Origin of the sequence: Microbacterium sp., assembly GCF_052102115.1 — a bacterium.
GTDB lineage: Bacteria > Actinomycetota > Actinomycetes > Actinomycetales > Microbacteriaceae > Microbacterium.
The window spans coordinates 18,534-32,572 of the sequence record NZ_JBQDVP010000034.1 but is presented as its reverse complement, the minus strand read 5'-3'; the positions used below and the strand labels follow the sequence as shown (position 1 = coordinate 32,572).

The 14,039-nt window shown below is 67.4% G+C and carries 14 protein-coding genes and 2 tRNA genes; 8 read left to right on the top strand and 8 right to left on the bottom strand.

The window, feature by feature from the left end:
• Positions 1 to 48: 48 nt before the first annotated feature.
• Positions 49 to 124, bottom strand: a tRNA-His gene (locus ACTICP_RS11160).
• Between the two features lie 35 nt (positions 125 to 159).
• Positions 160 to 786 carry an oligoribonuclease gene (gene orn / locus ACTICP_RS11155; protein WP_441892363.1) on the bottom strand — a complete coding sequence of 209 codons (627 nt, stop codon included), beginning with the start codon at positions 784 to 786 and terminating at the stop codon, positions 160 to 162.
• A gap of 53 nt (positions 787 to 839) precedes the next feature.
• Here orn and ACTICP_RS11150 point away from each other — a divergent pair.
• Positions 840 to 911 (top strand) — tRNA-Arg (locus ACTICP_RS11150).
• Between the two features lie 2 nt (positions 912 to 913).
• On the opposite strand, the gene ACTICP_RS11145 is transcribed toward ACTICP_RS11150, so the two are convergent.
• Positions 914 to 1,180: a hypothetical protein gene (locus ACTICP_RS11145; RefSeq protein WP_441892361.1), complete on the bottom strand. Its 267-nt coding sequence runs from the start codon at positions 1,178 to 1,180 to the stop codon at positions 914 to 916.
• 194 nt (positions 1,181 to 1,374) lie between these two features.
• On the opposite strand from ACTICP_RS11145, the gene ACTICP_RS11140 reads away from it, so the two are divergent.
• The 4 genes from ACTICP_RS11140 (at position 1,375) to ACTICP_RS11125 (ending at position 4,683) form a co-directional block, all read left to right on the top strand.
• Positions 1,375 to 1,896 carry a single-stranded DNA-binding protein gene (locus tag ACTICP_RS11140; protein WP_441892359.1) on the top strand — a complete coding sequence of 174 codons (522 nt, stop codon included), beginning with the start codon at positions 1,375 to 1,377 and terminating at the stop codon, positions 1,894 to 1,896.
• Between the two features lie 70 nt (positions 1,897 to 1,966).
• Entirely contained in the window at positions 1,967 to 2,464 is a 498-nt protein-coding gene (locus tag ACTICP_RS11135) for a DUF6993 domain-containing protein (protein WP_441892358.1), read from the top strand.
• Between the two features lie 58 nt (positions 2,465 to 2,522).
• Entirely contained in the window at positions 2,523 to 4,202 is a 1,680-nt protein-coding gene (ettA, locus tag ACTICP_RS11130) for an energy-dependent translational throttle protein EttA (RefSeq protein WP_441892356.1), read from the top strand.
• Entirely contained in the window at positions 4,195 to 4,683 is a 489-nt protein-coding gene (locus ACTICP_RS11125; RefSeq protein ID WP_441892354.1) for an acyl-CoA thioesterase, read from the top strand. Before ettA ends, ACTICP_RS11125 begins: the two co-directional genes overlap by 8 nt.
• A gap of 10 nt (positions 4,684 to 4,693) precedes the next feature.
• Here the strand turns inward: ACTICP_RS11125 and ACTICP_RS11120 are convergent, their stop codons facing one another.
• Positions 4,694 to 5,581 carry an acyl-CoA thioesterase gene (locus ACTICP_RS11120; RefSeq protein ID WP_441892352.1) on the bottom strand — a complete coding sequence of 296 codons (888 nt, stop codon included), beginning with the start codon at positions 5,579 to 5,581 and terminating at the stop codon, positions 4,694 to 4,696.
• Between the two features lie 70 nt (positions 5,582 to 5,651).
• Between ACTICP_RS11120 and ACTICP_RS11115 the strand changes: the two genes are divergently transcribed.
• A complete protein-coding gene (locus tag ACTICP_RS11115) occupies positions 5,652 to 6,350 on the top strand; it encodes a hypothetical protein (RefSeq protein ID WP_441892350.1) in 699 nt (232 codons plus the stop codon).
• A 12-nt stretch (positions 6,351 to 6,362) separates the two neighbouring features.
• On the opposite strand, the gene ACTICP_RS11110 is transcribed toward ACTICP_RS11115, so the two are convergent.
• From ACTICP_RS11110 to pepN, 4 genes are all read right to left on the bottom strand, one after another.
• Entirely contained in the window at positions 6,363 to 8,021 is a 1,659-nt protein-coding gene (locus tag ACTICP_RS11110; protein ID WP_441892348.1) for an FAD-binding dehydrogenase, read from the bottom strand.
• Positions 8,018 to 8,464 (bottom strand): globin, encoded by a 447-nt coding sequence (locus tag ACTICP_RS11105; RefSeq protein ID WP_441892346.1) that lies wholly within the window; start codon positions 8,462 to 8,464, stop codon positions 8,018 to 8,020. The genes ACTICP_RS11110 and ACTICP_RS11105 overlap by 4 nt, the downstream gene beginning before the upstream one ends.
• The gene (locus tag ACTICP_RS11100; RefSeq protein ID WP_441892365.1) at positions 8,461 to 9,546 is read right to left on the bottom strand and encodes a mechanosensitive ion channel family protein; all 1,086 of its coding nucleotides are present in this window, start codon (positions 9,544 to 9,546) and stop codon (positions 8,461 to 8,463) included. Before ACTICP_RS11100 ends, ACTICP_RS11105 begins: the two co-directional genes overlap by 4 nt.
• 78 nt (positions 9,547 to 9,624) lie before the next feature.
• Positions 9,625 to 12,192 carry an aminopeptidase N gene (pepN, locus tag ACTICP_RS11095; protein WP_441892344.1) on the bottom strand — a complete coding sequence of 856 codons (2,568 nt, stop codon included), beginning with the start codon at positions 12,190 to 12,192 and terminating at the stop codon, positions 9,625 to 9,627.
• A 124-nt stretch (positions 12,193 to 12,316) separates the two neighbouring features.
• On the opposite strand from pepN, the gene ACTICP_RS11090 reads away from it, so the two are divergent.
• Positions 12,317 to 13,498: a ferrochelatase gene (locus tag ACTICP_RS11090; protein ID WP_441892343.1), complete on the top strand. Its 1,182-nt coding sequence runs from the start codon at positions 12,317 to 12,319 to the stop codon at positions 13,496 to 13,498.
• A gap of 36 nt (positions 13,499 to 13,534) precedes the next feature.
• The gene (locus ACTICP_RS11085) at positions 13,535 to 14,038 is read left to right on the top strand and encodes a ribose-5-phosphate isomerase (protein ID WP_441892342.1); all 504 of its coding nucleotides are present in this window, start codon (positions 13,535 to 13,537) and stop codon (positions 14,036 to 14,038) included.
• Position 14,039 lies beyond the last annotated feature (1 nt).

Sequence of the window (14,039 nt, the reverse complement as noted above, 5' to 3'; positions counted from 1 at the left end):
CCGGACAAAGAGTGGTTACTCTTGTCGAGGGTTTGAACCTCTCCCATTTGGGGTGGCTAACGGGGCTTGAACCCGCGACCCCCGCGACCACAACGCGGTGCTCTACCAGCTGAGCTATAGCCACCATGCGCCCGCTGAGCGGACAACCACTCAAGTGTATTACACCTCTGCGGTGAACGAAGACACGGTGCGCTCTGCGATCGCGCGCGCCTCGTCGGTGGTCGGGCCGGGCTCGGGAACGAAGACGGCCTCGCGGTAGTACTGCAGCTCGCGGATCGACTCCAGGATGTCTGCCAGCGCGCGATGCCCGCCGTCCTTCGCCGGAGCCTGGAAGAAGACCCGCGGGTACCAGCGGCGGGAGAGCTCTTTGACACTGGAGACATCGACGTTGCGGTAGTGCAGCCACTGATCGATCTGCGGCATGTACTTCGCCAGGAACATCCGGTCGGTGCCGATCGTGTTGCCCGCGAGGGGGGCCTTGCGCTCGAGCGGAACGAAGCGCTTGATATAGGCGAGCGTCTGCTCCTCGGCATCGGCCAGCGAGACGCCCAGGGGGATCTCTTCGATCAACCCCGATGTCGTGTGCATCTGCGTGACGAACTCGCCCATGTTCGCGAGAGCGGCATCACTCGGCTTGATCACGATCTGAAAACCCGGATCGAGAGGGCGCAGTTCGAAGTCCGTGATGACGACGGCGATCTCGACGAGCTCATCGACCGAGAGATCGAGCCCCGTCATCTCGCAGTCGATCCAGACGAGGCGATCGTTTTCGGAAGCAGAAACCATGCGTTCAGTCTAATGACGGCACGGACATCGCCCCTGCTACCGTAGTGATGCACGCCTCCGTAGCTCAGTGGAAGAGCATCGGTCTTCTAAGCCGTTGGTCGCAGGTTCGAACCCTGCCGGGGGCGCTTCACCCGTTGCGGAGCGCCTGCACCGCGTCGTCCGGATGCCAGAAGTCGCCGACCAGCCGAAACGTTCCCGTGGGGAGAACCAGGCGCTCGGCGCGGTAGCGCAAGCCGAGGGGATCGGCGACGACGCGCAGATGGCCGAGGATGCGCCCGCCGGCATCCTGCACGCGCCAGAGGTGGTCTGCCGCACGCACCAAGCGCACGTGCTTCGACGCGAGTCTCGGCGGGGCGTAGGGGAGCGGGGGCAGCTGCTGGTGAGTGATCGTCATCGTTTTCTCCTTTCGCTTCGAACATATGACCGACCACCGACATCGGCGCGAGGCATTTGGCGTCTTCCTTTTCTCCACTGACCTGGGCATCCGTCGAGTTCTCCACCGAACGCGGTTTTCCGGGCTGTCGGAGCCTCTTGTGCGGGGCACTCTGGGAACACCCGGGCGAGCCCCGGCACACCAAGGAGATTGCTATGAACGACACCGTGACGATCCTGGGCCGCGTCGGCGGGGACCCGAACAGAGGCCAGACCACCACGGGGGTCCCGGTCGTGAACTTCCGAGTCGCCAGCCCGCAGAGCCGCTTCGATCAGAAAACGCAGTCCTGGATCGAGACCGGCACCAACTGGTACAACGTTTCGGCGTTCCGTCAACTGGCGGAGCACGTCAAGGCATCGCTGCATTCGGGCGACGGCGTGATCATCACCGGTCGCCTGAAGTTGCGCGAGTGGGAGAGCGGCGGCAAAAAGGGGCTCAGTGCCGATATCGATGCCGACGCCATCGGCCACGACCTGCGCTGGGGCGCGAGCGCCTTCGCGAAGGCACGGCCCGCATCGGCCGCTCCTCTGGCGCCGAGCGGAGACGCCGAGACCCCGGCGGTACAGGGCGCCGACGACGACGCCGCTACGGGCGGGGCTGACTTCGTCGAGGCGCCACTGCCGGAGATTCCCGCAGAGCTGGCGACGGTCGGCGATTCGTGGAAGCCGGGTGAATGATCGGCGCGACGTCGATACTCAGGCACCCGCCTGGGAGCCGTCGACGAGGCGTGCACCGTAGGATCGAAGCGTGCCTCGTCGACTCTCCGCCATCCGTTCGCGAATCGCCGTCGTCGCACTTCTGACGACCTTCGGGCTCGGGGTTGTCGCGTGCGCGCCGACGCCCGAGCCGACTCCCACGGCCGAGGCGACGCAAACGGCGTCACCCGAGCCGACCACGACCGCGGAGGAGCCGGTGCTCGTCCCCGACGGGACGGCAGAGGAGAACCTGCCGCTCTTCGCAGCCGTCACCGAACAGGTGTGGGGCGCATCGGGCAGCTCCTCCGGCCAGGCATACATCGACGCGCTGGTCGCGGCGGGCTTCGACCAGGGGACGATGCAGGTCACGCAGGACCTCACGACGGTGGGCAACCCGGTCGAGAGCATGCAGTTCTCCGTTCGCTGGGGCGACGCCGAATGTCTGGTCGGACAGGTGGGGCCGTCAACCGGCGATCCGGTGACGATGGTGATGGACCAGTTGGCCGAGGGGCGCTGCCTGGTCGGCAACACCCGACCGATCGAAGGGTGACCCACAGCCGGTAGGCTGGAGAGTCGATTCTCGACGCCAACATAAGGAGCGGTTCTCGGTGGCTGAATACATCTACTCGATGGTTCGTGCACGCAAGGCGGTGGGCGAGAAGCTCATCCTCGACGATGTGACGATGTCGTTCCTCCCCGGGGCGAAGATCGGCATGGTCGGCCCGAACGGCGCTGGTAAGTCGACGATCCTCAAGATCATGGCGGGGCTCGATCAGCCCTCCAACGGCGAGGCGAAGCTCACCCCGGGTTACACCGTCGGAATCCTCATGCAGGAGCCCGAGCTCGACGAGTCCAAGACCGTGCTGGAGAACATCCAGGAGGGCGTCGCGATCAAGGCCAAGCTCGACCGCTTCAATGAGATCTCCGCACAAATGGCCGATCCGGATGCCGACTTCGACACTCTGCTCGCCGAGATGGGCGTACTGCAGGAGGAGATCGACGCCGCCGACGGCTGGGAGCTCGACTCGCAGCTCGAGCAGGCGATGGATGCTCTGCGCACACCTCCGGGCGATGCCGCGATCGCGCCGCTCTCCGGCGGTGAGAAGCGCCGCGTCGCGCTCGCGAAGCTGCTGCTCCAGAAGCCGGACCTGCTGCTGCTCGACGAGCCCACGAACCACCTCGACGCCGAGAGCGTGCTGTGGCTCGAGCAGCACCTCCAGGCCTATAAGGGCGCTGTCATCGCCATCACCCACGACCGGTACTTCCTCGACAACGTCGCGGAATGGATCGCCGAGGTCGACCGCGGACGCCTGATCGGCTACGAGGGCAACTACTCCACGTACCTCGAGAAGAAGGCCGAGCGCCTCGACATCCAGGGCAAGAAGGACGCCAAGCTCGCTCGGCGTCTGAAGGACGAACTCGATTGGGTGCGTTCGAGCGCCAAGGGTCGCCAGACCAAGTCCAAGGCGCGTCTGGCCCGATACGAAGAGATGGCGGCGGAGGCCGAGCGCACCAGGAAGCTCGACTTCGAGGAGATCCAGATCCCGGCCGGTCCTCGACTGGGCAACGTGGTCATCGAGGCGAAGAACCTCAAGAAGGGCTTCGGGGACCGCGTCCTCATCGATGGCCTGAGCTTCAGCCTCCCGCCGAACGGCATCGTCGGGATCATCGGCGCCAACGGCGTCGGCAAGACCACCCTGTTCAAGACGATCGTCGGTCTCGAACCGCTCGACGGGGGCGACCTGAAGATTGGTGAGACGGTCAAGATCAGCTATGTCGACCAGTCCCGCGCGAACATCGACCCGAACAAGAACCTGTGGGAGGTCGTCTCCGACGGGCTCGACTTCATCACGGTCGGCAAGACCGAGATCCCCTCGCGCGCATACGTGTCGAAGTTCGGGTTCAAGGGCCCCGACCAGCAGAAGAAAGCCGGCGTGCTCTCCGGCGGTGAGCGCAACCGCCTGAACCTGGCGCTCACGCTGAAAGAGGGCGGCAACCTGCTGCTCCTCGACGAGCCGACCAACGACCTCGACATCGAGACGCTCGGCTCGCTCGAGAACGCCCTGCTCGAGTTCCCCGGCTGCGCCGTGGTCATCACGCACGACCGGTGGTTCCTCGACCGCATCGCGACGCACATCCTCGCTTACGAGGGCACGGATGAGAACCCGGCCCAGTGGCACTGGTTCGAGGGCAACTTCGAGGCGTATGAGCAGAACAAGATCGAGCGCCTGGGCGCAGATGCCGCGAAGCCGCACCGCTCCACGCACCGCAAGCTGACGCGTGACTGATCCCACGCCCCGCCGACTGCACATCCCCATCCACCTGCGCTGGGGAGATCTGGATGCGTTCAACCACGTCAACAACGCCGCCATGCTCAAGCTGCTGGAAGAGGCGCGCGTGCGCGCCTTCTGGAAGGCCGCTCCCGGCGAGGACGCCCCGTCGACCGCGATCCTCGATTCCGGGATCGCCCAGGGCGTGCTGACGCTCATCGCCAGGCAGGAGATCGAGTACTTCGCCCCCGTGCCGTATCAGCGCCGCCCGCTCGAGGTGCAGATGTGGTTCGGCAAGATCGGCGGCTCGAGCATCGACGTCTGCTACGAGGTGTACAACGATCCGAGTGTCGATGAGCGCGTCCTGTACGCGCGCTCGACGGCGGTCGTCGTGCTCGTGGATGCCGAGACGGGGCGCCCGACGAGAGTCGACGATGAGATGCGACGCGTGTGGGCGCCGTATGTGGGCGATCCGATCGCCTACGCTCAGCGCCGATAGCGCAGTTCTGTCAGCGCGCCTCCGGCACCCGGATCATGATCTCCTGGGTCACGCTCGCAGCGAGCACGCCCTCCCGTGTGTAGACCCGGCCGGTCGCCAGGCCGCGCCCGCCTCGGGCGTTGGGCGACTCCTGAACGTACAGCATCCACTCGTCGACCCGGGCCGGGCGGTGCCACCACATCGCATGGTCGAGGCTCGCCACCTTCAGCCCGGGCGTGGCCCAGTGCACGCCGTGGGCACGCAGGATGGACTCCTGGATCGTCATGTCGCTCAGATACGCCAGCGCCGCGCGGTGCAGCCTTTGATCGTCGGGCATGGGCGCCCGAAGCCGCATCCAGACCGCCTGCTGCGCGACCTGCGCGCCATCGGCCTCCAGGTAGATCGGCCCCTCCACATGTCGGGTGTCGACAGGGCGGTCGGTGAGCGTGCGCAGCGCGCTCGGTTCAGCACCGTCGACGAGCAACTCGTCCGAGGTGAGATCCTCCGGCTGCGGAATGCCGGCGGGCATCGGAGCCGCGTGCTCAAGGCCCGGCGCCTCGTCTTGGAACGACGCGATCATCGAGAAGATCGGCACGCCGTTCTGGTACGCCTGGGCTCGTCGCGTCGAGAAGGAGCGTCCGTCGTGGATGCGATCGATCGCGATCGTCACGCCCTGCGTCGAGTCGCCCGGGCGGAGGAAATAACCGTGCATCGAGTGGGCCGCCCGACCCGCAGATAGCGTGCGCTCCGCCGCCAGCAGCGACTGCCCCAGCACCTGGCCCCCGTAGATGCGACCGGTAGGCATGTCGTGCGACCGGCCGGTGAAGATGTCTTCGGTCGTCCTGGCACTGCTCTCATCGAGATCCAGGACATCGAGCAAGTGATCCACGGACGCCTGTGCGCGTGACTCTGCGCTCATGGCGCTCCTCCTTGATCGTCGGGGCCGGACCCGGGGTTCTCGGGTCCGCCTCCTTGGTAGTTTAGAACGCGTGCAGCCTCGACTCGTTCTCGCCGATCCCGATACGGCACGCGATGTGCTCACCTTCCTCGGCCGTGCCAATCAGATCTCGGACGAGGGCATCCGTCTCCAGGCATCCGGCGGTGTGCTGGCCATGACCGCCGCGGCGCTCGCCCCGCAGGGGCTGTTCGATCAGACCCCGACGATCCTCGCGATGCGGATCGTCCACGCCGACCCCGAACTGGAATGCGACATCGTCGTGGACGAACTGGCTCCCGACGACGACGAACGGATGCTGCGCCTGCCCGAGACCGGCCGTTCACCCGCTTGGGCGGGCATCGCACCACCCCGTGGCGGCTGGACGAGGGCCGGCGAACTGGATGCTGCGACGGTGGCGAACCGCGCGCAGTGGGGCATCTCCGCCGTCGCACGCGGGGCCACCCCCGGTGCCGGTGAAGAGGCCGTGCGGTCGCTGCGAGCGGCCATCTGGGGCGAGCCGGAGGAGGACCTGCATAACCTTCCCCGGGGCGTCGCGTTCGCCGCGCACGCGTTCGGCTTCATCGCCTCGACACCCGATGCTGGCTCCGACTCCGGGACAGAGCAGGTGCCGGTCACGGTGTCCGGACGCTGGACGCGGCTCGGCTTCCGCCGCGGGCATGTCCTGTCCCGCGGCCCCGTCGCCAGTGGGCTGACTGCTGTGCGAACGACCGGAGCGCAGACCGGCGACTGAAGTCCCGCGCGGTCAGCGCGCCGCCGCGCGCCCGGCCTGCCGCCCGGAGAACAGGCACCCGCCGAGAAAGGTGCCCTCCAGAGCGCGGTACCCGTGCACGCCGCCACCGCCGAAGCCGCTGGCCTCGCCCGCGGCGTACAGACCGGGGATCACGTCGCCGTCGGCGCTGAGCGCCCGTCCGTCGAGGTCGGTCTCGATACCGCCGAGGGATTTGCGGGTCAGCACGTGCAGCTTCACCGCGATGAGCGGACCCGCCGCCGGATCCTGCAGTCGGTGCGGCGCCGCGGTGCGGATGAGCTTGTCCCCGCGGTAGCCGCGCATGGAGCGCAGCATCCCGAGCTGGGCGTCCTTGGTGAAGTCGTTGTCCATCTCGAGATCGCGGGCGACGATCTCGCGGCGCACCCGGTCAAGATCCAGGAGCTCGCCGCCGTCGTGCCGGGCCATCTGCTCGATCAGCGACTCGAGGTCGTCCTCGACGATGAAGTCGGCGCCCTCGTCGAGGAAGGACTGCACAGGTCCCGTCGGCCCCTTGGCCAGGCGTGACTTCAGCAGCAGTTTGACGTCCTTGCCGGTCAGGTCGGGGTTCTGCTCGCTGCCCGACAGCGCGAATTCCTTCTCGACGATCTGCCGCGACGTGATGAACCAGGAGTGGTCGTGCCCGGTCTTGCGCAGGTGTTCCAGGGTGCCCAGGGTGTCGAACCCGGGGAAGAGCGGCACCGGAAGCCGTCTGCCGGTCGCGTCGAGCCAGAGCGAGGACGGGCCGGGGAGGATGCGGATGCCGTGCATCGGCCAGACCGGATCCCAACTCTGGATGCCTTCGACGTAGTGCCACATCCGATCGCCGTTGATGAGGTGCGCGCCTGCCGCCTCGGAGACGGCGTGCATCGAGCCGTCGACATACGCGGGAACGCCGGAGAGCATGTGCGCGGGCGGTGCCCCGAGTCGTGGCGGCCAGGACGCGCGCACGAGGCCATGGTTGCCGCCGATGCCTCCCGACGAGACGATCGTCGCGCCGGCCGTGATCGTGAAGTCGCCGACGACCTCGCGCGATGATGGAGTGCCGCGGTCGGCGGCGCTCGGGGCCAGCACGTCGCCGCGTGCGCCGACGACGGCACCGTCCGCGACCAGCAACTCGGCGACACGATGACGGGGGAGGATCGTCAGCGTGCCGGCATCCTCTGCCTGTCGCACGGCGGACTCGAACGGCGCGACGATGCCGGGACCGGTTCCCCAGGTGATGTGGAAGCGGGGCACGGAGTTTCCGGGCCCGAGCGCGCCGTAACCGCCGCGTTCGGCCCAACCCACGACCGGGAAGAAGCCGACGCCCCGCTCCCGCAGCCACGCCCGTTTCTCTCCGGCGGAGAACTCCAGGTAGGCCTGCGCCCACCGCCTCGGCCACGCGTCTTCATCGCGATCGAACCCGGCGTTTCCGAACCAATCCTGCGTTGCCAGCTCCAGGGAGTCCTTGATGCCCATCCGGCGCTGCTCGGGCGAATCGACGAAGAACAGGCCGCCGAACGACCACCAGGCTTGACCGCCGAGATTCGGGCGCGGCTCCTGATCGACGAGGATCACCCGGCGTCCCGCTGATGCCGCTTCGGATGCGGCCACCAGGCCGGCGAGCCCCCACCCGATCACCAGGACGTCTGCGGACAGGGGCGTGGTCGTCATGTGTTCTCCGTCGAATCCTGACTGATGCTGCGCGTGTCGAGGGTCGGCCGTGTCCCCGGTGAGGACGCCGCAGAGGGCAGCGTATTCACCATGGCATATGCGGCGCGCTCCAGGTAGTCCCACAGCGTCGCGTCGTGCAGCGGGGACAGCTGAACCTCGTCGAGGGCCGTCCGCATGCAGCGCAGCCAGCGGTCGCGCGCATCCGGATCGACGCGGAAGGGCATGTGCCGCATGCGCAACCGCGGGTGCCCGCGCTTCTCGCCGTAGGTGGTCGGTCCGCCCCAGTACTGGGCGAGGAACATGGTGAGCCGATCTGCGGCCGGTCCGAGATCCTCCTCGGGATACATCGGCTTCAGCACGGGGTCGTCGGCGACCTCGCGGTAGAAGACCTCGACGATGCGCTCGAACGTCGTGTAGCCGCCGACCTCGTCGTAGAACGTCATTCGGATTCCTTCGGGGGTTCTGTCTGCTGCGGGGGATTCTTCTTGCGCCAGATGCCGCGGGCGACAGGCGCCACGCCGGTGACCGCGTTCGGCCGAGTCGTCGGCGGATTCGCTCCGCGAACGCGGCGGGCGCTGGCCCTGCCGTCGGGGATGACCGATTCGAGTGACGCCGCGGCGAGGTCGAGCGACTCGACGGCACCCTTGAGGCGCATGCGCAGCTCATGTGACACGTCGGCCATGGCGATCGCGCGGGTCTTCATCACGACCCGGATGACCAGGGCGTCACCGGTCATCGATTCCAGCCCCCACACCTCAGGGTGGTCAATGATGCGCGTGCGCCACTTGGGTTCCTTGGCGAGATTCTGTGCCGCCTCGAGCAGCGCTGCCTCGACCGCGGGGACGTCCGCATCGACCGGAACGCCGATGTCGATGATCGCCCGCGCCCAGCCCTGCGACATGTTGCCGATCCGGGTGACCTCGCCGTTGCGGACGTACCAGAGCGTTCCGTTCACGTCGCGCACATGGGTGATGCGCACCGCGACGTATTCGACAACCCCCGTTGCGAGACCCATGTCGACCATGTCGCCGATGCCGATCTGATCTTCGGCGACGATGAACAGCCCGTTGAGCACGTCCTTGACGATGTTCTGCGCGCCGAAGCCCAGGCCCGCCCCGATCGCGGCGGTCAGCAGCGCGAGCGAGCCCACCAGATCGGGGGTGAGCCGATTGGTGATCAGGACGAGCGCGACGATCACGATCGCGACATTGACGATGTTCTGCAGGATCGTGCCGAGGGTGCGGGTGCGTTGGACGAGACGCATGTCTGCGAGCGGTGAGCGTTCGAGAGCCTGCGTATCGTTGACATTGGCCTTGATCTTGGCCCGGTCGACGACCCGGTGCACGATGCGCCGGATCAGCAGTCGCAGGACGAATGCGATGACGATGCAGACGACGATGATCACGGCGACGTGGATCAGGTTCTGCCCCGCCGCGGCGAGCCAGGTCAGCGTGCCGATCCACAGGTCGACCAGCCATTGCGGAGCCTGAGGCGGCTCGGGCACGATCTCGTTCGGGAGGTTCAGCACCTCCTGATTCTAGCGATCAGGCCTCTGGCCGGGCTGAGAGCAGCACGGCCAGAGGCCCGATCGAAGAGGGATCGCTCAGTCGTCGAGCTCAGGCTCCTCGGCATCCCGGGCCTGTGCGGCCAGTGCGCGCTCGACGTCGGCGAGGCCTTCGCCGACGAGGCGGCGCAGCGCTGGGGCGGCTTCCGCGTTCTCGGAGAGCCACGTCCGTGTCGCGTCACGCAGCTCGACGTTCGCCAGCGCTGTGGGATAGAGCCCCACGATGAGGTAGTTCGCGATCTGGTAGGTGCGCGATTCCCAGACCGGAACGAGCATGTCGAAGTAGCTCTGCACGAACTCGCCGAGCACGCCCGTGCTGTTCGGGTGGCCGAATCCGAGCGCGGCCGAGCGGATCAGCGTATTCGGCAGATCGGCGTTGTCGACCAGCGAGGCCCAGGCCGTGCGCTTGTCCGCCACGGTCGGCAGCGCCGCGCGCGCCTGTGCCGCGAACTCGGCGCCCTTGGAGGTGTTGTCCGCGGCGAGCGCGGCATCGATGGATGCGGCATCCGTGGCGCCGATCGATGCGAGGCCGACCAGCAGCTGCCAGGACAGGTCCGTGTCGATCTCCAGACCGGGCAGAGTGTCTTCGCCGGAGCGCAGGCGCCCGATGATCCCGGCATGCTCGGCGTCGGCCAGCGACGAGGCAAACGCGGTGACGAACTGCAGCTGGCCGTCGCTGCCGGCCGGGGCGCTCTGGGCGAGCTCCCACAGGCCATCCGCGACCTTGAGCCGTGCGGTGTCCCGGTCGGCGGGGGTCACGTAGAGGTTCGCGGCCGTGCGCAGCTGGGCGAGCGTGGTGCGAACGGTGGTCGACTCGGTCTCGCGCCCGATGTTGCCGAGCACGAGGTCGATGTAGTCGGATGCTGTGCTCTCGGCGTCGCGGGTCTGATCCCACGCTGCGCCCCAGATGAGCGAGCGGGCGAGGGGATCCGAGATGTCGCCGAGGTGCGCGATGGCGGTCTCGAGGGAACGCTCATCGAGACGGATCTTCGCGTAGGCGAGGTCGTTGTCGTTGAGCAGCACGAGGTCGGGCCGCTTGTGACCCTGCAGCTCGGGCACCTCGGTGCGGTCGCCGTCGACGTCGATCTCGACGTAGTGGGTGCGGGTGAGCGCACCGCCGTCGAGGTTGTAGAGGCCGATGCCCAGGCGGTGCGGACGAATGGTGGGGTAGTCGGCCGGAGCGGTCTGGGTGACCGCGAAGCGCGAGATGATGCCGTCGACATCTTCGGCGATGACCGGGGAGAGCGTGTTCACGCCGGCCGTCTCGAGCCACTTCTTCGACCAGATGCCCAGCTCCCGCCCGCTGGTGGCCTCGAGCTCAGTGAGCAGATCGCTGAGCTCGGTGTTGCCCCAGGCGTGCTTCTGGAAGTACTGCCCGACGCCTGCGAAGAACTCGTCGATGCCGACCCAGGCGGCGAGCTGCTTGAGCACCGATCCGCCCTTGGCATAGGTGATGCCGTCGAAGTTCACCTGCACGTCTTCGAGATCGTTGATCTCGGCGGTGATCGGGTGGGTGGAGGGCAGTTGGTCCTGGCGGTACGCCCAGGTCTTCTCCATGGCGCTGAACGTCGTCCACGCCTCGGTCCACTCGGTGGCCTCAGCGGTCGCGATGGTCGACGCCCACTCGGCGAACGACTCGTTCAGCCACAGGTCGTTCCACCACTTCATGGTGACGAGATCGCCGAACCACATGTGGGCGAGCTCGTGCAGGATCGTGACGACCCGGCGCTCCTTGACGGCGTCGGTCACCTTGCTGCGGAAGACGTAGGTCTCGGTGAAGGTCACCGCGCCGGCGTTCTCCATCGCGCCGGCGTTGAACTCCGGCACGAACAGCTGGTCGTACTTCGCGAACGGGTACGGGACGCCGAACTTCTCCTCGTAGTAGGCGAAGCCCTCGCGGGTCTTGTCGAAGATGTAGTCCGCGTCGAGGTGTTCCCACAGGCTTCTGCGCCCGTACACGCCGAGCGGGATGACCCGCCCGTCGGCGCTGGTGAGCTCCGAGAAGACCGACTCGTACGGGCCGGCGATGAGAGCCGTGATGTACGACGAGATGCGCGGGGTGGGCTCGAAGCCCCACGTCGAGGTGCTGCTCTCGTCGTGGTTGATGGGCTCGGGCGTGGGGGAGTTGGAGATGACCTTCCACGCGTCCGGCGCGGTGACGGTGAACTGGAAGGTGGCCTTCAGATCGGGCTGCTCGAAGACCGCGAATACGCGACGGGAGTCGGGCACCTCGAACTGCGAGTACAGGTACACCTCGTCGTCGACCGGGTCGACGAAGCGGTGCAGCCCCTCGCCGGTGTTCGTGTAGAGGCAGTCCGCGTCGACGACGAGGACGTTCTCCGCCTGCAGGCCGTTCAGAGCGATGCGGGAGTCCGCGAAGACTTCTGCCGGGTCGAGCTGTTCACCGTTGAGCGAGATCTCGCGCACGTCACGGGCGATGAGATCGATGAACGTGAAGCTGTCGGGCTTCGCCGTGAAGCGCACGACGCTGCGGGATCCGAAGACTTCGGCGCCCTTGGTCAAGTCGAGCGAGACTTCGTACGACTGCGTGTCGACGAGCCCACGGCGCTCCTGCGCTTCGATTCGGGTGAGATTCTCTCCAGGCACAGCTGTTCTCCCAGGGGTTCGGGGGGTATCACCTCGGGCCGACGCTGCTGGCGCCGACGGCAACCATGACAGCCTACGCCAGGACAGCGACGTTGCGAGCGCTCTCAGATGGAAAGATGGAGGGGTGACTGCGACCGATCAGATCAGTGTTCCCTTCGCTTCGCCGGCTGCGGCCGGTGGCGCCGAATTCATCGAGACCCCCGTCGCGTACGACGCGCTGGTGCTGGCGAGCTTCGGCGGGCCGGAGGGGCAGGATGACGTCATCCCCTTCCTCCGCAACGTGACCCGGGGGCGCGGGATCCCCGACGAGCGCCTGGAGGAGGTGGCGCACCACTATCGGCACTTCGGCGGCGTGAGCCCGATCAATCAGCAGAACCGCGACCTGAAGGCCGCGCTGGAGGCCGAGCTCGCAGACCACGGCATCGATCTGCCGGTCTACTGGGGCAACCGCAACTGGGAGCCGTACCTCGAAGACGCCTTCACCGCCGCGGTGAACGATGGGCACACGACGCTGCTCGTGCTCGCCACGAGCGCATACAGCTCCTATTCCAGCGACCGCCAGTATCGGGAGGACATCGCGCGGGCCATCACCGAGGCCGGCCTCGAAGAGCGCGTCACCGCAGACAAGGTGCGCCTGTTCTTCGACCACCCCGGTTTCGTCACGCCCTTCCAAGAAGGGGTGGATGCCGCGGTTGCGAAGTTCCTCGCAGACGGGATCGCGGCATCCGACATCCACGTCCTGTTCTCGACGCACTCGATTCCGACGGCGGATGCCGAGCGCTCCGGCCCGCGCGACGTCGACTGGGGCGACGGCGGTGCCTATGCCGCGCAGCACCGTGCGGTCGCCGAGCACATCATCGAGAACCTCGCCCCGGTGACCGGGGACACAACCGTGCCGTGGCAGCTCGTCTTCCAGTCACGCTCGGGCCCACCCAGCCAGCCCTGGCTCGAGCCCGACATCAATGACGTCATCGCCGAGCTGCCCGCATCGGGTGCGCTGGCCGTCGTCATCGTCCCGCTCGGATTCGTCAGCGACCACATGGAGGTCATGTGGGACCTCGATACCGAGGCGATGGAATCCGCTGCAGAGGCCGGCATCGCGGCCGTGCGCACGCCGACTCCCGGCATCCACCCGGCTTTCGTCTCGGGGCTGATCGATCTCGTCCTCGAGCGCGTCGAGGGGATGCCGGCCGCCGAGCGTCCGCACGTCACCGCACTCGGGCCCTGGTACGACGTCTCGCGTCCCGGCGACTGCGAGAACGTACGGCTCGGGTTCCGGCCCGCTGCCGCCGGGATCGCTCCCTGACTCGGCGCGTCCGCCGTCGCTTCTAGGATGGTGAGCATGCGCATCCACATCGCCACCGACCATGCGGGGCTCGACTTCTCCACGCAGTTGCAGGAGCACCTGCGCTCCCTCGGCCACGAGGTCGTCGACCACGGTCCGATCGCGTACGACGCACTGGATGACTACCCGGCCTTCTGCATCCGTGCGGCGCAGGCCGTCGTCGCCGACCAGACCGCGGGAACCGAAGCGCTCGGCGTCGTCTTCGGCGGATCGGGCAACGGCGAGCAGATCGCGGCGAACAAGGTGCACGGGGTGCGTGCTGCGCTCGTGTGGAACCTCTCCACGGCCGAGCTCGCCCGCCAGCACAACGACGCCAACGTCATCTCGATCGGTGCGCGCCAGCACACCTTCGACGAGGTCGTCGCGCTGATCGACCGGTTCATCAGCACCCCGTTCTCGGACGAGGAGCGGCACGTTCGCCGCATCGGACAGATCGCGGACTTCGAGCGCGACGGGTCGTTGCTTCCCGACCCCCGCGAGCAGGCCGACCCGAACTCCTGAC